This window comes from Brevundimonas sp., from assembly GCF_024711105.1.
Taxonomy (GTDB): Bacteria; Pseudomonadota; Alphaproteobacteria; order Caulobacterales; family Caulobacteraceae; genus Brevundimonas.
The window spans coordinates 1-19,115 of record NZ_JANJTL010000096.1; the positions used below are offsets into that span (position 1 = coordinate 1).

The following is a 19,115-nucleotide window of genomic DNA, read 5'->3' on the forward strand; positions in this document are numbered from 1 at the left end:
CATAGCGAGCCTGCCGGTCCTCGCGGGACAGGAAGCCGTCATCGTTGGCGTCCATCCGCTCGAAGACGGCCGTGGCGCGGGCCTCCGCCTCCGCGCGGGTCACGCCGTCTGCGCCCAGTTCGACCAGCGCCCCGCCAGGGCCACGGAGGTGGCCTCGGTCCCTGCCCCAACCACCGCGCCGCCCCTCGCGGGCGCCGGCCATGGCGTCGAACTCGGCGCGCGAGATGGCGCCGTCGCCGTCGGCGTCAATCCGCTCGAACATCCGGCCTCGCATCTCGCCCCGGCGGCCAGCCATGGCGGCCCGGACCTCTTCACCGGTGACGGTCCCGTCGCGGTTCTGATCCCCACGTTCGAACCGCTGCGCCTGGGCGGCGAGGAACTCGGCGCGGCTGATGCGGCCGTCGCCGTCGGTGTCCCCCATTCGGGCGCCGGGCGACTGCTGGGCCCAGGCGGCGCCGGTCATGGCGAGGGCGGCCACGCCGCCGATGAGAAGGGTCTTCATGGCTTCTGCTCCGGTTGGGACGCGATGACGCGTCGTTCCAGGGATTAAACGGGCGGCGATCCGGAATCCGTCGCGAGCGGCTCCAGAACCCGCTCGTAGGCCGTCATCGCACGGGCGCGGACAGATACCAGCCGGGCGGCCAGCGCCGCGAAGTCCGCTTCGCCGCCAGCCCGGGCGAGACGCCGCTGAAAGCCTGAAGGCTCGGCCTCCGGGTCGGCGCGCGCGTCCAGTGAGATAGCCAGCAACTGGCTTAGGCCCTGCTGCAGGCTCCAAGCCTCGATCAGGTCGTCGGCGAGCACCGGATCGAGAAAGCCAGCCTTGGCCTGGGCCCTCAGGGCGGCCGTCGTTCCGGGCCGCAGGGGCGCGCCGTCGGGCGCATGGATCAGCTGCAGGGCCTGGGCGGCGAACTCGCAATCGATCTGGCCTCCGCGTGATCGCTTCATGTCCCAGAACCCCCGAGGCGGCTGTTCGCGGACCATCAGCTCGCGCATGGCCGAGATTTCGACGCGGGTGTCATCGGGATCGCGCGGGTTTCGCAGGATGGCGTCCACCGCTGCGGTGACTTGGGCGCCGAAATCCGCGTCCGAGCTCCAGGCGACCTGGGCGCGGGTCAGGGCCATGAACTCCCAGGTCTGGGCCTCGCGGGCGTAATAGTCGGCGAAGCCCGCCAGGCTGACCGCCACGGGCCCGGCCGTTCCCGACGGCCGCAGCCGCATGTCCACGTCATAGAGACCGCCCTCGCCTGTGCGCGCCGACAGCGCAGCCACCAGCCGCTGGGTGAAGCGGCCGTACCAGACGTCGGCGGTCCAGTCACGGCGGGCCGCCACCGCCTCAGGCCCGGCCTCATAGACCGCCATCAGGTCCAGATCCGAGGAGGCCGTCATCTCCCGAGATCCGGCCTTACCGAGCGCTAGCACCGCGACCCGTCCCGGGAACGCGCCGGCCAACCGCTCGACTTCGCGCATCGATGCGCCGGCCAGCGCCCGCAGGCAGGCATGGGCCAGGGTCGCGTAGCCCTCGCCGGCCGCATCGGTCGAGGCGGCGTCGCTCAGCACCTGCAGCCCGATGCGGAACATCTGCTCGCGGTGAATGCGCCGCACCGCGTTCATGGCGCCCTCGAAATCCTCGGCCGCGGCCGCCTCGCGCTCGATCTCCCCGACCACGCCGCTGTCCTGATCGAGCGGGCGGAAGAAGCGCGCGTCCATGATGGCGTCCAGCGCGGCCGACTGCCGGGCGAGCGCCTCGGCCAGGCGCGGGGAATAGGCCAGGGTCTCGACGATCAGGCGGAACAGGTTCGGCTGGGCGAGGAACAGCGACTGCACCTGAACCCCCGCCCGCAGCCGCTCGAAGAAGTGGGCGAAACGCCGGAAGGCGGCGTCGGGCGCGCCGGTGGCCGCACAGGCCTCGAGCAGGCGCGGGCCGAGCCGGGTGAAGACCTCACGCCCCCTCGCCGAGCGCGTGGCCGGGATGCGACCGTGGTGCCAGGCCCGCACCGTGGAGGCGACCTGGTCCGGATCGGAAAAGCCCATCCTCCCGAGCGTCCGCAGCGTCTCAGGATCGTTGTCCACGCCCGTGAAGACCAGGCTGCCGAACTCCGACGACAGGGCCTCGTCGTCGGCGAACAACGCGCCATAGTGACTGTTCACGCCCTTCAGCAGGCCCGACACGCCTTGGTCGAAACGCGCCAGGTCGCCCTCCCCCGCCAGGGCCGCGACGGCGGCGCGGCGCTGGGCCTGTTCGGGCAGGGTGTGGGTCTGTTCGTCGTCGAGCATCTGGACGCGGTGTTCCAGCGCGCGCAGCCGCTCATAGGCGGTGGTCAAGAAGTCAGCTGTGTCCGGCTTGACGTGGCCGGCGCGGGCCAGAGCGGCCAGCGCTTCGAGCGTACGTGAGGAGCGCAGGGACGGATCGCGGCCGCCCAGGATGAGCTGCTGGGTCTGGACGTAGAATTCGATCTCGCGGATGCCGCCGCGTCCCAGTTTCAGGTCTGCGCCCGCCGCCTCCAGCCGCTCGTCGGCCTTGTGGACGTGAATCTGACGCTTGATCGAATGCACGTCGGCGATGGCGGCGAAGTCCAGGTTCCGCCGCCAGACGAAGGGCGTCAGCGCCTCCAGGAACTCTCGCGCGCGCGGCAGGTCGCCGGCCAGGGGCCGGGCCTTGAGGAAGGCGGCGCGCTCCCAGTTCTGCCCGACGGTCTCGTAGTAGTTCAGCGCCGCCGGAGCCGAGACCACCGGCGGCGTCGAGGCCGGATCGGGACGCAACCGCAGATCGACCCGAAAGACGTAGCCCTCGGCCGTTCGCTCCGACAGCAGCCGCGCCAGGGCGCCGGCCGCGCGATCGGCGAACCCTTGCGCCTCCGCGCCGGTCAGGACGGCGGCCAGCGCCTCCGGATCGTGGAAGAAGGTGACGTCGATGTCGCTGGAGTAGTTCAGCTCGCCCGCGCCGTGCTTGCCCATGGCCAGGCAGAAGAGGCCGGGGATCGGGCCTTCCTCCCCGTCTCCGACACCGGGCAGCCGGCCCCGCCCGACGGCTGCGCGCGCCACGGAGCGAAAGGCGGTCGTGACGGTCGCGTCCGCGAAGTCGCTGAGCGCCCCGGTCACCCGGTCGAGCGACCACACGCCCCCGAGGTCGCTGAGGGCGGCCAGCAGGTGCAGCTCCGCCTTCAGCAGTCGCAGCGGCGTGCGCAGCTCGTCCGGCTCACCATCGAGCGCGTGGGTCCGCTCGAGGATGTCCGCGAGCCGGTCCTCAGGATCAGCTTCGAGGATGGACCGCAGGATCTCGGGCCAGCGGCGCGCCAGACCGCCGAGATAGGGGGAGGCGGCGAACACAGGCTCCAGCGCGGGAAGCGCCTGGTCGAGCGTCGCACGCCAGCCGCCCTCGCCGGACGCCTCCATCAACCGCTCCAGGGTCAGCGGCGGCACGCCGCCGCTCGCCACAGGTCCGCAGGGCCTGAGCCGCCCGGCGAGCGGACCGCCAGCCATCAGGCGGGCGGCAGGATAAAGGCGACGCGCAGACCGGGGCCGAAGCCGTCGACGGCGCCGGGGCCCTCGTCCAGCTGGAGTCGGCCGTCGTGCGCCTCGGCGACCGCGGCGACCAGCGACAGACCGAGACCCGAACCCGGCTCGGTGCGGCTGTTCTCTAGCCGAACGAAGCGCTGCACCACGCGCTCGCGATGCTCGTCGGGCACGCCCGGCCCGGTGTCGGTGACCGAGAACTCCACCTCGCCGTTCGAGCGGCGCCGGGCGCGCAGCATCACAGCCCCGCCGGTGGGGGTGTATTTGATCGCATTGTCGATGAGGTTGGCGAGCGCCTGGGCCAGGAAGGCGCGATTGGCGTTCACGGGCAGGCCGCGCTCGATTTCGGCGGAGAAGTCGAGGCCCTTGTCCTCCGCCGCGGGTTCGTAGAGCTCGGCCATGTCGGAAGCCAGGTCCGCGGCGTCGAACACGGCCGGGTCGGGCGTCTCGCCCGCGGCCTGGAGCCGGGCGATCGCGAGCACGGTGTTGAAGGTCTTCAGCAGCTCGTCGGCCTCGGTCAGGGCGTTGCCCAAGGCCTCTCCGGCGTCGGCCCGTCCGGCCTCGACGTCGATGATCGCGACCTCGAGCTTGGCCCGCATCCGGGTCAGGGGCGAGCGCAGGTCGTGGGCGATGGCGTCCCCGGCGTGGCGGATCGACGCCATCGACTGCTCGAGCCGGTCGAGCATGCCGTTGAGGTTGGCTCCCAGTTCATCAAGCTCATCGCCGGAGTTGCGCAGGGGCACGCGCTGCTTGAGGTCGCCGGCCTGGACGGCGGCGACCACGCGGTTCAGGCCGGCCATGCTTCGCTCAACGCCGCGGCTGAGGAACAGGCCTCCGCCGAGCCCAAGCAGAAACACCAGCGCCGCCGCGCCCCACAGGGCCTGGGTCAGGCGGTTCAGATAGGCCTCGGTGTCGCCGATGTCCTCGCCCACGAAGAGCAGCTCGCCGCCCGGCAGGCGCAGCTGAACGCCCATGGCGGCCCGGCGCGTGACCCGTCCCTCAGGGTCGGCGTCGGAAAGCCGAAACGTCTCCCACTGCTCGCCGCTGCCGGAGTATTCGCTCATCGGGCTTTCGTTCACATTGCCCGTCTGGGGACGGCCCTCGCTGTCCATGAGCAGGAAGAGATAGGGCCCACCCTTGGACGCCCGGTCGATCAGCTCGGCGTTGAGAGCGTCGACGCCGCGGGCCCGATAGATGGCCGTCAGGACGCCGACCTCGCGCCGTATGTCGGTCTCGGCCCGCGTCTCGGCCTCGGCCTTGGAGGCCACATAGATGTAGAGCAGCAGCGCACTTGCCGCGGTCGCGAACAGCGCCAGGAACAGCAGCGTGAGGCGAAATGGCGTCCGCCGGAAGAGCGACGGCAGCTTCACCGGCGTCAGGCCTCGAGGCGGTATCCCGCCCCGCGCACGGTCTGCAGCATGGGCTTGTCGAAGCCCTTGTCGATCTTGGATCTCAGCCGGCTGATGTGGACGTCGATGACGTTGGTCTGGGGATCAAAATGGTACTCCCAGACCTTCTCCAGCAGCATGGTGCGCGTCACCGACTGGCCCGCGTGGCGCATGAGAAACTCCAGCAACTGGAACTCGCGCGGCTGCAGGTCGATCTCCTTGCCCTCGCGGGTGACCTCGCGGCTGATGAGGTTCATCTCCAGGTCGCCGACCTTGAGCACCGTCTGGACCGAGCCCGTCTCACGCCGTCGGGCGAGCGCCTCGACCCGGGCGATCAGCTCGGCAAACGCATAGGGCTTGACCAGATAGTCGTCAGCGCCGGCCTGCAGGCCCGTGACCCGGTCCTCGACCTCGCCCAGGGCCGACAGGAACAGCACCGGCGTCTGGTCGCCCTGTCGACGCAGGGTCTCGACCATGCCGACGCCGTCCAGACGGGGCATCATGCGGTCGACGACATAGACGTCGAAGTCGCCCTTGTTGGCTTCCTCGAGGCCATAGGCGCCGTCGGGCGCGGTGATGCACGAGTGGCCGGCCTCGGTCAGGCCCCGACACATGGCGGCCGAAGCCTCCTGGTCATCCTCGACGATCAGTATGCGCATGGCCGGCCCTCTCCTGGCCGCAGCCTAGCCGCCCGCCGCCGAGTCGGCCACGGGAAGTTCATCAAGATCAATGGCCACCGGGATGCTTTGCCCGCCGCGATTCAGTGACAGCAGGATGCTGGGCCGGCCGGCCGCGCGCAGCCGCTGGACCGTGCCGCGCAGATCCTGGACGCTTCGCAGCGGCCGGTTGTCGGCACGCGTCAGCACGTCGCCGGGCAGCACGCCCAGCCGCGCAAAGCGGCTGCGGGGCTGGACCTCGGTGATGACCAGACCGGAGACGCGATCGCCCAGGCCGTAGAGCTCGCGCACCTGGCCCGTCACCGGCGCCAGGGTCAGGCCGATGGCGGCTTCGCCCTCCGGCACGCTTGCGCCTTCAGGAAGGGTCACGCGCTCCGGCTCGGCGTTCAGCGCGGCCAGTTCACGCGCCGAAGGACGCGCCACCGCGCGCACGTTGACCGTGCGGCGGTCGCCGTTGCGCAGCACGTCGAAGGCCACCGTCTCGCCGACCGCCACAGCCGCGACGCGGCGGGTCAGCTCGGTATTGTCGGCCACCGCCTCGCCGTTCACCGCGACCACGATGTCGCCTTCCTGCAGGCCGCCGCGTTCGCCGGGACCGTCGGGGTTCACACCGCTGACGTAGGCGCCCTCGAGACTGTCAGGCAGAGCCAGGGCTTCACGGATGTCGTCGGTCACCGACCCGACCGTGATCCCGACATAGCCGCGCTGGACGTTACCCTGCGAGATCAGCTGGCGGGTGATGCGGTCCGCCGTGTCCGCCGGAATGGCGAAGCCGATGCCGACCGAATAGCCGTTCGGCGACAGGATTGCGGAGTTCACCCCGATGACCCGACCGTGGATGTCAAAGGTCGGCCCGCCGGAGTTGCCCCGATTGATGGGCGCGTCGATCTGCATGTAGTCGACATAGGCCGTGCGCGGGTCGACGTTCTGGCGACCGTAGGCTGACACCACGCCGGCCGTGACCGTGCCGCCGAGACCCAACGGATTCCCGATGGCCAGCACCCAGTCGCCAACACGCGGACGGGCCTCGGTCTCGAAGCGCACATACGGGAAGTTATTCCCCTCGACGCGCAGCACGGCCAGGTCGGTCTCCGGATCGGTCCCGACCAGGGTGGCCGTCAGCTCACGGTCATCGTTCAGCCGGACGGTGATCTCTTCGGCGTTCTCGACGACGTGGTTGTTGGTGACGATGTAGCCGTCCGCCGAGATGAAAAAGCCCGATCCCGATCCGAACTGCTCGGGGACGTCCTGATCCTGGCCCTGCTCGCCTTCAGGCTGTTCCGGCAGAATGTCGAAGGGGAAGTTCTCGAAGCCCGGGATCTGACGCAGCGCGCCGGCGTCGACCCGCTGGCGCACATCGATCGAAACCACCGCCGGCGAGACAGCGTCCACGATGTCGGCGAAGGACATCGGCGCGCCGGGCGGCGGGGCGAACACGGGCTGGCCCTGAGTGCGCACCAGCAACGCATCCGCCGGCCCCACGGATTGGGCCCGCGCGTCCGGCCAGTCGATGACGCCTCCAGCCGTGGCCGCGGCCGCCAGCACCAGGCCGACTGCGGCGCCTGCGATGAACTCCTTGCGCTTCAGCATGATCGTGGGCGTCGTCCCTTGCATGGCCGCCGCTACGCGGCAGCTGTCTCAAAGCGATATAGGTCTTGGGCGTTGCAAGCCCAAGGCCACGTCACTCTGCGCGACAATGCAGCAAATCCTTGGCGAAGGGCGCCCCTCGCCGGCCGCGCATCATGAATTCGAGGCAACCTCGCCCTCGCGCCAGCGGCCCCGGCGCTTGAGCGACTCGGCCACTTCGCGCGGCATGTAGGTCTCATCGTGCTTGGCCAGGACTTCACTGGCCTCGAAGGACCCGTCCGTCAGGAAGGCGCCCTGGACCACCACGCCCTGCCCCTCGCGGAACAGGTCGGGCAGGTCGCCCTCGTAACGGACCGGGGTCGCGGCCTCGCCGTCCGTCACGGAAAAACGGACGACGCCGTCGGCCTGCTGGACTGAACCCTCCTCCACCAGCCCGCCCAGCCGGACCATGACGCCGGGTTCGACGCGCGCCTCCGCCGCTTCGGCGGGGGAATAGAAGAAGGTCACCTGCTCGCGCATGGCCCAAAGGGTCAGGCCCACTGCCAGGGCCAGCACCGGCGTGACGACTGCCAGGACCAGCATGCGCCGGCGGGCGCGGGGGGATTTGAAGGCGCGCATGTGGGCTCTGCCTCTAGCGCGCGGTCGGGGCGAATTGAAGGCTCAGGCGGCCTGGCTGTCGCCGTCCGGTCCGGCGTCGGCGGCCAGGGCGACCGCGGCGCGCCGGCGGACCAGCGCGGCCGCGGACTCATCTCGCGAAAGGCCCAGGAACTCGGCGGCGACTTCGAGGAGCGCCAGCGCGCGTTTCGGGTCCTCCGCGTCGCCCCCGTGAAGGAGCTGGAGAACCTCCTCGGCGTAGCTGTCGACGCGGACGGCCACGGATTCGGCGACCTGCGCGCGCAGCGACTCACAGCCCAGGGCCGAGGCCGCGCCACGCAGGCGATGCAGCATGGTCAGGGCGCGCCGGGCCTCATGCACCGCAGCTGACTCCGGATCGGCCGCCAGATTGGGCGCGAGACGGGACATCCGCCCGGCTATGCGCGTGGAGGCGAGCGGCAGAGCCTTGTCCACGAGCTTCTCGACCCCGCGAACGATCGTCTCCAGCTGACCCCCGATCGCGGACCGGGCCGAGGCGAGTCGGCGGCTCCAGTCGCCCTCCGGGGTCGGCGGGACGTTGATGTCGAACTCCGAGAGGATCTCCACGGCTGCGGACAGACCCGCCATGGCGGCCTCGGTCTCTGCTGCGGTCGAGCGGGGGCCGAGCCGGCGGATTTCGCCCGCCCGCTCCTCGACGAAGGCGACCAGCCGCTCGCCGAAGTCGGCGAGTTCAGAGTTGCGGATGAAACTCTCGCGTGCGCCGTCGGTGATCGCGGCGACTAGCCTCAGCACCTGGCCGGCATGGTCAAGGTGGCCGAGCATCAGCTCCAGCAGCCGGGCCGCCCCGTCGTCGCGAACCCCGGCCGCGTCCTTGAAGGCGAGCCGCAGACTGACGCCCCGCTCATGGTCGATGCGTCCCAGCCATTCGTGCAGGCGCGGCAGGGTGGCGCGCGCCAGCGGCGTGAGTTCGAAATAGGCGGCGAGGGACTCGGCGTCCGCCTCGCTGGCCAGGCGCCACGCCGCGACATCGCCTTCGCGCAGCAGCGCGGCGGCCTCCGCGCACAGGCCATCGACCACGACCCCCGGGGCGTCAGGTTCCTGCGACCGGATGCGCGCCGCCAGGATCGCCACGGCGTCCGGTCGGCGCTGCGCCAGCTCCCGCCACAGGGCCGACAAGGTCGCGGCCGGGAAGCACGGCGCCTTCACGCCGTCGGCGCGCGCCTTGAAGAGGGGAAGAATGGGCTCAAACGCCAGGGCGCGGGCGGCCCGCTCGACCTGTGCTGCCACGGCGAGATTGCGAACCGCCACGGCCGGCGCGCTGCTCGCCGTCCGGAACGCCGCCTCGATGGACGTCAACATCGCGTCCGGCGCCGCTTCGATCAAGGCGGCGATGGCGGCCCGCTTGGCTTCAGACAGGTCCGACATGGACGCTTCCGCTTGCGGCCGACATCAGCCGCCCACCCAGCATCAACCGATAGGGTTAAGGAGCCCTTGTCCAAAAAACGGAGATTTCAGGCTTCGACCATCGGCAATTCGAGCCGAACCTCCAGCCCTCCCAGCGCGCCCTGGCCGAGAACCAGAGAGCCGCCGTAGGACTTCACCAGTTCATCCACGATGGACAGGCCGAGGCCCGACCCGGGAGCCTCCTCATCCAGACGCGCACCGCGCTTGAGCACGGTCTCACGCTGATCGGCCGGCAAGCCTGGGCCGTCGTCCTCGACGGTGATCAGCATGCGTGCTCCGGGCCTCGGCGTGGCGACCACGCGGACCCGAGCCTTGGCCCACTTGCAGGCGTTCTCAAGCAGGTTGCCGAGAATCTCCTGCAGGTCCTGACGCTCGCCTCGGAAGGCGAGGGTCTCGTCCGCCCGCCAGTCGATGACCACGTCCTTGGACTGGAAGACCCGCTCCAGCAGCACTGCAAGTTCGTCCAACACCTCGTCGACGGGGGTGCTCTGGCCCGATCCCTGGGCGCGCGCCGCCGCCCGCGCTCGCTGGAGGTGGTGGTCCACCTGCGCCTTCATCAGGTCGGCCTGGCGTCGGATAGTCGTGGCCAGCTGGCTTTCGTCGGATCCGGCCTCGGCCAGCATGACCGCCAGCGGCGTCTTCAGCGCATGGGCCAGGTTGCCGACGTGCGTCCTCTGACGTTCGACGACCTCCTGGTTGTGATCCAGCAGTGCGTTCAACTCCTCGGCGAGTGGAGCGATCTCGCGCGGATAGTCGCCCATCAGCCGTTGCGCCCTGCCCTTGCGGACGTCGGCCACGGCCTGGCCCAGGTCGTAGAGCGGCCTCAGGCCCACCCGGACCTGCACGAACACCGCCGCGATCAGGCCCGCTCCCATGAGGGCCAGGGCTGTCCAGGTCAGCAGGGCGAAAGCGCCGGCGTCCTGGTCGACTTGCCGGCGGTCCAGCGCGGAAAGGAAGATCACCGGCGCCTCGCGATCCGGCAGGGTGCGCGCCACGGCCATGACCCTCAGGCGCTGATTGTCCGGTCCCTCGGCGTCATAGAAGTACGGCTCGCCCGGCTGGGCCAGGATCGGCGCCGCGCCGCCCGCCGGCGCGGGCAGGGTCGCGTCGAACAGAGAATCGGACCGGGTCAGCGCCCTGAAGCCGTCGTTGGCCGTGGGCTCCACCACCGACCAGTACTTGCCCGACAGCGCCCTCAGGGTCCGGGCGTCCTGAATCTGCGGCGTGATCAGCTGGCTGTTCACGACGCGGGTGACGGCCACGATTTCGCGGTCCGACAACTCCAGCACGCCCTCCAAGCGCCGCACGGCGGTGTCGCGGAAGGCAGTGGTCAGAAGCCCTCCCGCCAGGATCAGGGCCACGATGCTCCAGATCGCCGCGAGCCAGATCAGGCGGCGGGTCAGGGACCCTCTCGGCTTGATGGCCGGCGCGGCCGCCGGCGCATCCGTCATGCGTCGCTCTCGCCTTCCAGGGGGATCAGACGATAGCCCAGCCCCCGCACGGTCTCGATGCGGTCAGAGCCGATCTTCTTGCGCACCCGCCCGACGAACACCTCGATGGTGTTGGAGTCGCGGTCGAAGTCCTGGTCGTACAGGTGCTCCACCAGTTCGGTGCGGCTGATGACCCGACCTTGATGCATCATCATGTAGTGCAGCAGCCGGTATTCCAGCGACGTCAGCCGGATCGGCTCTCCGTTCACGCTGGCCCGCGCCGCCCTCGGATCGAGCCTGAGGCCGCCGCATTGCAGCGTCGCGGCCGCGTGCCCCGCCGATCGGCGCAGCAGCGCGCGCAGCCGGGCCAGGAGTTCCTCGGTGTGGAAAGGCTTGGTCAGATAGTCGTCCGCGCCGGCGTCGAAGCCCGCCACCTTGTCCGACCAGGCGCCTCGCGCGGTCAGGATCAGCACCGGCGTCGAGCGGCCCTCGCGCCGCCAGCGTTCCAGCACGGAAACCCCATCGATCTTGGGCAGGCCGAGGTCGAGGATCACCGCGTCATAAGGCTCCGTGTCGCCGAGGAAGTGGGCCTCCTCGCCGTCCGGCGCATGGTCGACGGCATAGCCGGCGTCGGCGAGCGCGCTCTTCAGCTGACGCGACAGGTCCGGATCGTCCTCGACCAGCAGAACCCGCATGTCAGTCTTCTCCGATAACGCCGCCAGTACGCGCGTCCACATAGATATTGGCGATGCGACCACCGGGATACTCCCAGATGATCACATAGACCGGCCGCCCGCCGTAGGTGCTCTCGCGCGCGTCGACCATCTGACCCTGGCGCGAGCCACGTAGGCGACGAACCACCTCGCTCAGGCTCCAGCGGGGCCGGTCGTCTTCACGCGCGCCGAGGTTGCGATCCTGCTGCCGGTACTGGGCCTGAATGAAGCCGGCAACCGGCTGCGCAGCTTCGGCCGCAGCCGGCGCGGCGGTCGCGATCAGGGCGGCGGCGAGGATGAGGAGGCGCTTCATGGCATCGAGGGATAGGGTCACGGCCCTGAACGGTGACTGAACGGCCAGTTTACCCGCGTTCAGGACATCGGCCACGCTCAACGCCCCGACGGGGAATAGGGACGCTTCGCCCGCCACTCCTCCGCGAATCGCTCGAGTTCCGGATCCGCCGTGCCCGGCAGGCTGACCAACAGACGCGCGAACAGGTCGCCCCGCCTGCCCGTTCGAGCGTCGAACGCCCCCCGGCCCTTCAGCCTCAGCACCTTGCCGGTGTTCGATCCCTTGGCGACGTTCAGAGCCACCGGCCCGTCCGGGGTCTGCGCTGTCACCTTACCCCCCAGCACCGCGTCCGGGACCGAGATCGGCACTTCCATGTGCAGGTCCGCGCCTTCGCGCCGATAGATCGGGTGCGGCGCGATCACCAGCTCGATCAGGGCATCGCCCGCCGGCCCGCCGCTGCGTCCCGGAGCGCCCTGGCCCTTCAGCCGGAGAATCTGGCCGTCTCCGGCGCCCTTGGGAATGGTGACATCGAGCGTGCGCCCGTCAGAGGAGGCGATCCGCCGCGTCCCGCCCTGGATCGCCTCCTCCAGCGAAATCTCCAGCCGCGCCCGAACGTCCTGGCCCTTGGCGGGGCCGCGCTGGCGCGCACCGCCGAGGCCCCCGAAGATGTCGAAGATGTCGTCGAGGTCCGCACCCTCGAACCGGCCGCCGAAGCCGCCCTGCGGCCCAGCCCCGCCCTGCCGGCCGCCGAATCCCCGAAAGGTCTCGCGGCCGTCGGGGTCGATCTCGCCCCGGTCAAACTTGGCGCGCTTCTCCGCGTCGCCCAGCAGGTCGAAGGCCGCGCTGACCCGCTTGAAGCGCTCCTCGGCCTTCTTGTCCCCGGGATTGCGGTCGGGATGCAGCTCCTTGGCGAGCTTGTGGAAGGCCTTCTTGACCTCCGCCTGGCTCGCCGTCCGGCCTATGCCCAGTTCCTGGTAGGGATCGCCCGCCAAAGCACCGCTCGTATCCGCAAAGGCGAGTGAGTTAGTCCATCGCGGCCTCGAAGCAAGGCCCTAACTGAGCGCCAGCTCCGCCGCCGCGCCCCAACCCCAGGTCGCCGAGCCTTGCGCCACCCGGGCCGTCACGCCCGACGGAACCCCGTCCGGGAACGCCTCCGCCTGCGCCTCGGCCGTCCAGGCGAAGGCCGGTGTCGTAGCCTCATACGTCGCCACGACGGATGCTCCGGCGAGCAGTTCGACCCGATAGACTTCCCTCTCTTCGCCAAGCGGCGGCTCCAGGTCCCAGCCATCGCCGCCCTGCCGAGTGCGCCGGGTCCAGTGCAACTCGACGGCCCCGTCGGTCCCCGCTATGGCTCGCAGGTGCGCCGGCGACCATGGCCGACGCGCCACGCCTCGCCAGATGAAGGTCTCTTCAGACGAGACCGATCCGCCCGGCGGCGACCCTGCGGGTCCCGCGCGCCAGATCAGCGGAAGGCCGCGCTCCGCCTCGGTCATCGCCGCAGGAACGACCGCGCCGTCCAGAACCACGACCCGGGAGCCGGCCGCGGCGCCCGCGCGGGCCTCCCCCTCCGTCCCGCCCTGGCCGCGCAGCAGGCCGCTCAGGCGCCACACCCCCGGCTCCGTTAGCTCGCTCGTCCGGAACTGCAGCACTTCCCAGCCGCCCGCCGTGCTCTCGACCGCCAGCAGGTTCGCGCCGCCCAGCACGGCGAGTCGGACGGCGCTCTCGGGGCTTCGTCCCTCCAGACGCACCAGCAGGCCCCGGCCCTCGTCCCACCGGTGCGCCCGTCCTGGCCCCAGCGGCTCGGCCAGCACGCCGACCGTGCCCGGCTGGTCCGCCCGAGCGCGGACCGTCAGCGCATCCGCCATCGGCCCGGCGTGGATCTCCATGGGCACCCACGGCTCAGCCGCCAGCGCCACCAGCGGCGAGTCACCGCCCGGCAGGTCCAGCACCGCCATCCACGCCGCGCCGATCGGCCTATGGGGTTCGCCAGGCCTCGGCCCCGAGCCCGCGCCTGCCTCCAACGGTGGCGGGACAGGCCCCAGCGCCGCCGTCGGCGTCTCGTCCAGGTCGATGCGCTCGACCCGCCGCGCATCGGCTTCGCCTGGCAGGCGCAGGAGATCGCCCGGCTCCAGCCGCAGCGCCGCCAGCGGTGACAGAGCCACCGTCGCTGTCTCCCGCCGCCCGTCCGCGAGCGCCAAGGCCCGCGCAGCCACCGCTTCCGCCGCCGCCTCTGTCGCCACCAGGGGCAGGTCGAGCTGGAGCACCGCGTCCGTCTCGCCGCCCTCACGGCGCGCCACCACCGAGCCGGTCCGATAGTCCGTCCCGCCATCGATGAAGCGCGCCCGCGCGCAGCCCGGCGCCGGCTCCAGCACCCGCGACCGTTCGACCAAAGGCGCGGCGTCCGGCAGGGCCAGATCGTCCTCAGCCAGGTCCAGCACGGCCCCGACGCTTGAGACCGCCGTTATGCGCCCACCGCGCTCCGTCAGTTCGGCGCCGAGCGCCAGCAGTAGCGGCGCAAGCGCCTGCGCCGTCGTCATCGGCCGGTCCATGAAGAATCCGTCGACGGCCCCTCCGATCTCGCCGAGATCCAGGTCCTCCGCCGTTACGCCCGCCCGCGCGCACAGCGCCGCGGCCAGGTCCGCCCCCTCGCCGAGCATCCGCCCGTTCAGCCAGTGACCCGTTTCCCAGTTCGCCCCGTCGGCCCACACCTCGGTCCGTCCGGGAAAGTCCGGGAACGGTCGCGCGTCCCAGCACCAGGCGTCCATGGCCTCGACAGCAGGACTCGCGCCCAGCCCGTCGATCACCGCCTCAAGCGCCCGGCGCTGCACCAAGTCGTCCCGTGTCCCGTCGGAGAAGGGCGGCGCGGCGCTCTCGGAGCTCTTCGGGTCGAGAAACAGGTTCGGCGCATTCCCGCCCCGATCGACCGCCCCGCAGCCGAACTCAACCAGCCGGACCGGCTTCATCCCCGGTGTCCAGCCAGTCGGCGTCTCTGCGCGCACGCCGCCCACTCGGTCGTGGTGCGCGTGGCTCCACCACGCCGCCACGTTCTTGGGCCGGAACACCCACGGCTCGTCCCAGGTCGGGTCCTCGATCGGCGCCCGCGCCTGCGCCACCCGCGCGGCCTCATCAGTGTAGAACCAGTCCCAGCCCTCGCCGCCTTGCACGCGCTCGGCGAGGTAGGCCGCATCGGCCGGCCCGCTCCAGCCGGCCAGCGCATCCAGATGATCCTGGCCGTCCCGCCAGTCGGTCAGCGGCGGATACCAGTCCACGCCCACGCAACTGATCGCCTCGTCCGCCCACAGCGGATCGAGGTTGAACACGAAACCACCCGGGTCATCCGCATGCTGAAGGCCCGACCATTCGCTCCAGTCGGCCGCATAGGTCAGCAGGGGCCCCTCGCCCAGCACCGCCCGGCAGTCCCGCGCCAAGCCCCTCAGTGCCTCGACCGCCGGATAGCCGCCCTCGCCCCGCACCCGCGTCAGGCCGCGCAACTCCGAGCCGATGACCAGCCCGTCGGCGCCCGCGAGCGCTGCCAGATGCGCATAGTGCAGGACCATGCGCCGCCACGACCACTCGTCCGGCCCGGCGTAGCTCACCGCGCCGCCGCCGACCTCGAAGTCGCCCGCCGCGGCCGTCCCGAAGAACGCCGCCACCTGCGCCGCGGCCTCCGCCGTCCCGTCCGGCGAGCCGACTTCGCCGGGCGCCGGATGACAGCTGATCCGCCCCCGCCACGGATAGGCGCCCTGCTCCGCCCCGCCATACAGGTCCGGCAGACCATTCCCCGCCGGCACGTCCATCAGCAGGAAGGGCAGCAGCGTCGCCTCCAGCCCGCGCGCCTTCAGCTCCGCGATCAACGCCAGCACCGAGGCGTCCGACGGCGTCCCGCCATAGGCCGGTCCGCCGCTGCTCTGCGACACGACATGCGCCGCGCCGCGCTCGACTCCGTTCACCCGCCAGGTCTCGGGCGCCGTATCCTTGGCCGCCCGCTCGACGCCCGGCCGCACCTGGCACTCGCCGGCCCTGAGGTCGCTCCCGAACCAGCTGACCACTACCGTCACCCGCTTCAGGTTCGGCAGCTGCGCCTGCAGCTGGTCCAGCGACACCAGCACGTCCGCCCGCCCGTCGCGGTTGTTCACATTCTCCGCCGCCGTGCGGATCAGGCTCTCGCGCCTCAGCACCGGCGCCGTCGCATAGACGAACTCGCCCGACCCCGGGATCAGGCACACGCCCTCCATCTTGTCCTCAAGCCGAGGCTCTCCGCCTCGCGGCCGGCGAAATACCTCGAACGCCAGCTGCGGCGCCCGGTCGCCGAAGGCGTCCAGCGGCAGGTCCTCGAACACCACATAGGCCAGGCCGCGATAGGCCGGGGCCTCGCCTTCCACCGCCTCGATCAGCGTATCCGGCGCCTGGTCTTCCCTCCCGCGATGCACCCGCATCGCCACGCCCGACAGGTCCACCGGCTCGCCGTCCGCCCAGACGCGCCCGATCCCGTCGATCGGCCCTTCGCACAGCCCCACCGCGAAGCTCAGCGAATAGCCGTGGTCGACCGAGCGCGGACCGCCCTTGCCGGCGCTCTGCTCCCGTCGATGCTCCAGGAATCGCGCCGCCCAGACGACCTGACCGACAACCCGGACCCGCCCGAAGGCCGCCGGGATCGGCGCCCCTTCCGCCGCGCCCTGCACCTGCAGCCCGCCGAGCCTCGGGCCCACTTGGCGCTCCGGCTGCAGCGAGCCGATCGCCAGCCGGTCGATCTGCGCCCCGATGGCGCTGCCGATGGCCGAGCCCAGCGGCCCGCCGATCGCGCGGCCCGCGCCGCCCAGGATCACCTGCGCCATTCAATGTCCTCGATCTCGGGGAAGGCGAAGGCCGCGACGAGCCGTCGCCGCCACCACTCGCCCATCCAGCTTTCCACCACCGCCCGGCCCCAGTAGGCGTGAATGATCTTCCCCGGCGCGCCGCCCGCGCTCACGATGGCGCAGTGCTTGGCCGCCGCCTGCGGGCTCATCCGGAACACCAGCACGTCGCCCGGCTCGGCCTCCGCCACCGGCTTCTCGACCAGCCACCGCCGCGCGGCCTCGAGCAGCCGCTCCTCGCCGCCCACCTCGGCCCAGTCGGCGCGATAGGGCGGCGTCGTTTCCGGCTCGGCGCCGTGCAGGCTCCGCCACACCCCGCGCACCAGCCCGAGGCAGTCACAGCCGACGCCCTTCCGGCTGGCCTGATGCTGATAGGGCGTGCCGAGCCACCGTCGCGCCTCGGCCAGGGCCGCCTCCGCCGCCCTCACCGCCGGCTCCCGCCGTCGTGGCGCCCGCCCGTCGCGGGCCGCGCCAGGAGGAAGTCGTCGCCCGGCATGTCCGGAAAGCCGCGGAAGCTCGCCGCGTTCGCAAAGGTCCCGCGGCACGTCTCGAACCGCTTGTCGCAGGTCGCGCCCGGATACTCGCCCAGGTCCACGCCACAGCGCGCATCGCCGAGCTCCGCGTCGCACAGCCGGCTGAAGCTGCGCCCCACCACCCGGTGCAGCGCCGCCAGCGGTCCCTCCATCTCGGCGATGACCTGCTCGCCGCGCCGCACCAGCTTGCGGATCGTCCCGACCGCCAGCCGCACCCTCAGCGACGGCTCGTCCCAATCGACCCGCCAGTGCTCGACCCGCGCTCCGTCCCAGCGCCCATCGGCGATGTCGCCTTCCGTGGGGCCGTCGACGTCCAGCACGGCCGACGCCGAGGCCAGGCCCGGCTCGCCGCCCACCTCCTGGTGCGCCGCCCCTGCGGTCCAGCCGCAGGCGGCGCGGCACGGGACGCCCTCCACTTCCATATCCTGGTCGTGGTCCGTGAAGCCCAGCCTTGCGCCGTCGGTCAGCTCCACGATCCAGGCATGGCACATCGTCGCCGCCCCGCTCTCGATGCGGGCGGCCAGCGCGTCTGGCACGTCTCTCATGTCTCAGATCCTGATCTCGATCAGCGGCACGGCGGCCAGTCGGCCGGCCTCGAAGCTCTCAAGCGTCACCTCGATCCGGTCGGCGTCGAACCGCACCGGCGTGTCGAACAGGAAGCCCGCGGTCACCGCCGCCCCGTCCGAAGGCGCCTCGGCCAGCGTCACCACGCCCGTCGCCGGCTCCACCTCGAAGTCGCGTGCGCCGAGGTCGACCCCGTCGACCGCGACGACGACCGAGCCCTCGACCGGCTTGCGGAGCGGCCGCACGTAATCTCCATAGGACTTGGCCAGCTGAAACGCAGTCGTCGTCCCGTCGCCGGTCCCGATCGGCTGGTCTGTCGCAGCCGGTTGGGCGCCCGGCGCACAGCTCCTGAAGTCGGCGAAGTCCCGGAAGCGGAACCCATGCAGCCGCCCGCGCCGCGCCTCGAAGAAGGCCGTCAGCGCCGCCATGTCCTCCAGCGACCGCAAGCCGGCGCCGATCAGATACCGCCGGCGCCCATGCGCCCAGGGCGTCGACCGCCGTTCGAACCCCGAGGCCAGGGTGACGATCTCCGTGCGCCGCTCGACACCTCCGGTCGAGCCGAACGCCAGCCGCGCCGGCAGCACGACCTCGTGAAAGGCGCTCATCCGCCCTCACCCTTTCCCTTGTTGATTGAAATTTGTTCGTCCAATCTCCCCGCAGGGAGGGGCGGAGAGGCCGCCCTTGGGTGCTGGAGACTCCGATGGACTGGAAAACCCTGTTTCTCGACGCGAACGGCCGTATCGGTAAGAAGGACTTCTGGATTGGCTTCCTGATCCTCTTCGTCGCGGGGATCATCCTGAACTTCGTGCCGGTGATCGGTCAGATCGCCGCCATCCTTCTGATCTACCCGTGGATCTGCCTGTACTCGAAGCGCCTGCACGACTTCGGAAAGTCGGGGTGGCTGGTGATCGTCCCGGTCGTCGCAATGATCGTGGCCACGATCGGAAGCATCATGACGATGGGCGCCGCCGCCTTCGGAGCCGCGAGCTCGACCACCGACTACGGCGCGGCCAGCGCCATGATGGGCGGTCTCGGCGGCATGGCGCTGCTCAACGTCGTGGCCCTGCTTGTCTGCCTGGCCTTCCTGCTCTGGGTCGGCCTGTCCAAGGGCGACGAAGGCACCAATCAGTACGGCTCGCCGCGCGTTCCGCCGCTGACCGGCGCCTAAGCCTAGCCGCGTACGCCCAGGCTCGCGGCCCTCGCTAGGGCCTGGGCGATTTGCGCTTCGGACCGAAACAGGGCCTCGGGCCCGCCCTGGACGGTGACGTTCACGGTGATCCCACGGCCCTGGATGGGCTCGATCACGCCTGCGCTCGCGGGCCGGAACAGCTCCGGCCCGCGTTCGCCCACGAGATAGGCCCCGCCGCCCGACACCGGCCCGCCGTCGGCCCGGCCGCCACCGAACATCCCGGCCACCGCCTGCGTCAGCACTTCGCCGAGCGAGCCTCCCTTGCCGCCGCCCGGCGCATTCACCGCGGCCAGCACCGCGCGCGCCAGTTCGGCCAGG

General features: G+C 71.2%; 16 protein-coding genes and 1 pseudogene. 1 reads left to right on the forward strand and 16 read right to left on the reverse strand.

Annotated elements, in window-relative coordinates; all coding sequences use genetic code 11:
- The 15 genes from Q0M60_RS07180 to Q0M60_RS07250 all read right to left on the reverse strand — a co-directional run.
- Window positions 1-502, reverse strand: a 502-nt coding sequence (locus Q0M60_RS07180) for an EF-hand domain-containing protein (protein ID WP_296817773.1), incomplete at its 3' end; no start/stop codon positions are given.
- 44 nt (window positions 503-546) lie between these two features.
- Window positions 547-3,480 (reverse strand): bifunctional [glutamine synthetase] adenylyltransferase/[glutamine synthetase]-adenylyl-L-tyrosine phosphorylase, encoded by a 2,934-nt coding sequence (locus tag Q0M60_RS07185; protein ID WP_296817774.1) that lies wholly within the window; start codon window positions 3,478-3,480, stop codon window positions 547-549.
- On the reverse strand, window positions 3,480-4,883 hold the full coding sequence (locus Q0M60_RS07190; protein ID WP_296817775.1) for a HAMP domain-containing sensor histidine kinase: 1,404 nt from the start codon (window positions 4,881-4,883) through the stop codon (window positions 3,480-3,482). The genes Q0M60_RS07185 and Q0M60_RS07190 overlap by 1 nt, the downstream gene beginning before the upstream one ends.
- A gap of 5 nt (window positions 4,884-4,888) precedes the next feature.
- Window positions 4,889-5,560 carry a response regulator transcription factor gene (locus Q0M60_RS07195; protein WP_296817777.1) on the reverse strand — a complete coding sequence of 224 codons (672 nt, stop codon included), beginning with the start codon at window positions 5,558-5,560 and terminating at the stop codon, window positions 4,889-4,891.
- Between the two features lie 24 nt (window positions 5,561-5,584).
- Window positions 5,585-7,168, reverse strand: a complete 1,584-nt coding sequence (locus tag Q0M60_RS07200) for a trypsin-like peptidase domain-containing protein (protein WP_296817778.1) — start codon at window positions 7,166-7,168, stop codon at window positions 5,585-5,587.
- A gap of 150 nt (window positions 7,169-7,318) precedes the next feature.
- Entirely contained in the window at window positions 7,319-7,783 is a 465-nt protein-coding gene (gene ccmE, locus Q0M60_RS07205) for a cytochrome c maturation protein CcmE (protein WP_296817780.1), read from the reverse strand.
- A gap of 42 nt (window positions 7,784-7,825) precedes the next feature.
- Window positions 7,826-9,184: a hypothetical protein gene (locus tag Q0M60_RS07210; RefSeq protein WP_296817782.1), complete on the reverse strand. Its 1,359-nt coding sequence runs from the start codon at window positions 9,182-9,184 to the stop codon at window positions 7,826-7,828.
- 86 nt (window positions 9,185-9,270) lie between these two features.
- Entirely contained in the window at window positions 9,271-10,674 is a 1,404-nt protein-coding gene (locus Q0M60_RS07215) for a sensor histidine kinase (protein ID WP_296817784.1), read from the reverse strand.
- The gene (locus Q0M60_RS07220; protein WP_296817785.1) at window positions 10,671-11,348 is read right to left on the reverse strand and encodes a response regulator transcription factor; all 678 of its coding nucleotides are present in this window, start codon (window positions 11,346-11,348) and stop codon (window positions 10,671-10,673) included. The genes Q0M60_RS07215 and Q0M60_RS07220 overlap by 4 nt, the downstream gene beginning before the upstream one ends.
- A 1-nt stretch (window position 11,349) precedes the next feature.
- The gene (locus tag Q0M60_RS07225; RefSeq protein WP_296817787.1) at window positions 11,350-11,754 is read right to left on the reverse strand and encodes a hypothetical protein; all 405 of its coding nucleotides are present in this window, start codon (window positions 11,752-11,754) and stop codon (window positions 11,350-11,352) included.
- Window positions 11,755-11,756: 2 nt separating this feature from the next.
- Window positions 11,757-12,650: a J domain-containing protein gene (locus Q0M60_RS07230; protein ID WP_296817789.1), complete on the reverse strand. Its 894-nt coding sequence runs from the start codon at window positions 12,648-12,650 to the stop codon at window positions 11,757-11,759.
- Window positions 12,651-12,710: 60 nt separating this feature from the next.
- Window positions 12,711-16,493: a glycoside hydrolase/phage tail family protein gene (locus tag Q0M60_RS07235; RefSeq protein ID WP_296817791.1), complete on the reverse strand. Its 3,783-nt coding sequence runs from the start codon at window positions 16,491-16,493 to the stop codon at window positions 12,711-12,713.
- Window positions 16,481-16,939, reverse strand: coding sequence for an NlpC/P60 family protein (locus Q0M60_RS07240; protein WP_296817793.1), 459 nt, complete (start codon window positions 16,937-16,939; stop codon window positions 16,481-16,483). Before Q0M60_RS07240 ends, Q0M60_RS07235 begins: the two co-directional genes overlap by 13 nt.
- Window positions 16,936-17,589: a DUF2163 domain-containing protein gene (locus Q0M60_RS07245; RefSeq protein ID WP_296817795.1), complete on the reverse strand. Its 654-nt coding sequence runs from the start codon at window positions 17,587-17,589 to the stop codon at window positions 16,936-16,938. Before Q0M60_RS07245 ends, Q0M60_RS07240 begins: the two co-directional genes overlap by 4 nt.
- 3 nt (window positions 17,590-17,592) lie before the next feature.
- Window positions 17,593-18,213: a DUF2460 domain-containing protein gene (locus Q0M60_RS07250; RefSeq protein ID WP_296817797.1), complete on the reverse strand. Its 621-nt coding sequence runs from the start codon at window positions 18,211-18,213 to the stop codon at window positions 17,593-17,595.
- 95 nt (window positions 18,214-18,308) lie between these two features.
- Between Q0M60_RS07250 and Q0M60_RS07255 the strand changes: the two genes are divergently transcribed.
- Window positions 18,309-18,776, forward strand: a complete 468-nt coding sequence (locus Q0M60_RS07255) for a DUF805 domain-containing protein (RefSeq protein ID WP_296817799.1) — start codon at window positions 18,309-18,311, stop codon at window positions 18,774-18,776.
- A 2-nt stretch (window positions 18,777-18,778) separates the two neighbouring features.
- Here the strand turns inward: Q0M60_RS07255 and Q0M60_RS07260 are convergent.
- Window positions 18,779-19,115 (reverse strand): annotated as a pseudogene (locus Q0M60_RS07260) (phage tail tape measure protein); the annotation flags it as partial.

What these genes read in the sequence shown, in the direction of transcription:
- ccmE (WP_296817780.1), bottom strand. Translation starts at nt 7,783, where the DNA reads ATGCGCGCCTTCAAATCCCCCCGCGCCCGCCGGCGCATGCTGGTCCTG.
- Q0M60_RS07250 (WP_296817797.1), bottom strand. Translation starts at nt 18,213, where the DNA reads ATGAGCGCCTTTCACGAGGTCGTGCTGCCGGCGCGGCTGGCGTTCGGC.
- Q0M60_RS07220 (WP_296817785.1), bottom strand. Translation starts at nt 11,348, where the DNA reads ATGCGGGTTCTGCTGGTCGAGGACGATCCGGACCTGTCGCGTCAGCTG.
- Q0M60_RS07245 (WP_296817795.1), bottom strand. Translation starts at nt 17,589, where the DNA reads ATGAGAGACGTGCCAGACGCGCTGGCCGCCCGCATCGAGAGCGGGGCG.
- Q0M60_RS07235 (WP_296817791.1), bottom strand. Translation starts at nt 16,493, where the DNA reads ATGGCGCAGGTGATCCTGGGCGGCGCGGGCCGCGCGATCGGCGGGCCG.
- Q0M60_RS07215 (WP_296817784.1), bottom strand. Translation starts at nt 10,674, where the DNA reads ATGACGGATGCGCCGGCGGCCGCGCCGGCCATCAAGCCGAGAGGGTCC.
- Q0M60_RS07185 (WP_296817774.1), bottom strand. Translation starts at nt 3,480, where the DNA reads ATGGCTGGCGGTCCGCTCGCCGGGCGGCTCAGGCCCTGCGGACCTGTG.
- Q0M60_RS07195 (WP_296817777.1), bottom strand. Translation starts at nt 5,560, where the DNA reads ATGCGCATACTGATCGTCGAGGATGACCAGGAGGCTTCGGCCGCCATG.
- Q0M60_RS07255 (WP_296817799.1), top strand. Translation starts at nt 18,309, where the DNA reads ATGGACTGGAAAACCCTGTTTCTCGACGCGAACGGCCGTATCGGTAAG.
- Q0M60_RS07210 (WP_296817782.1), bottom strand. Translation starts at nt 9,184, where the DNA reads ATGTCGGACCTGTCTGAAGCCAAGCGGGCCGCCATCGCCGCCTTGATC.
- Q0M60_RS07200 (WP_296817778.1), bottom strand. Translation starts at nt 7,168, where the DNA reads ATGCTGAAGCGCAAGGAGTTCATCGCAGGCGCCGCAGTCGGCCTGGTG.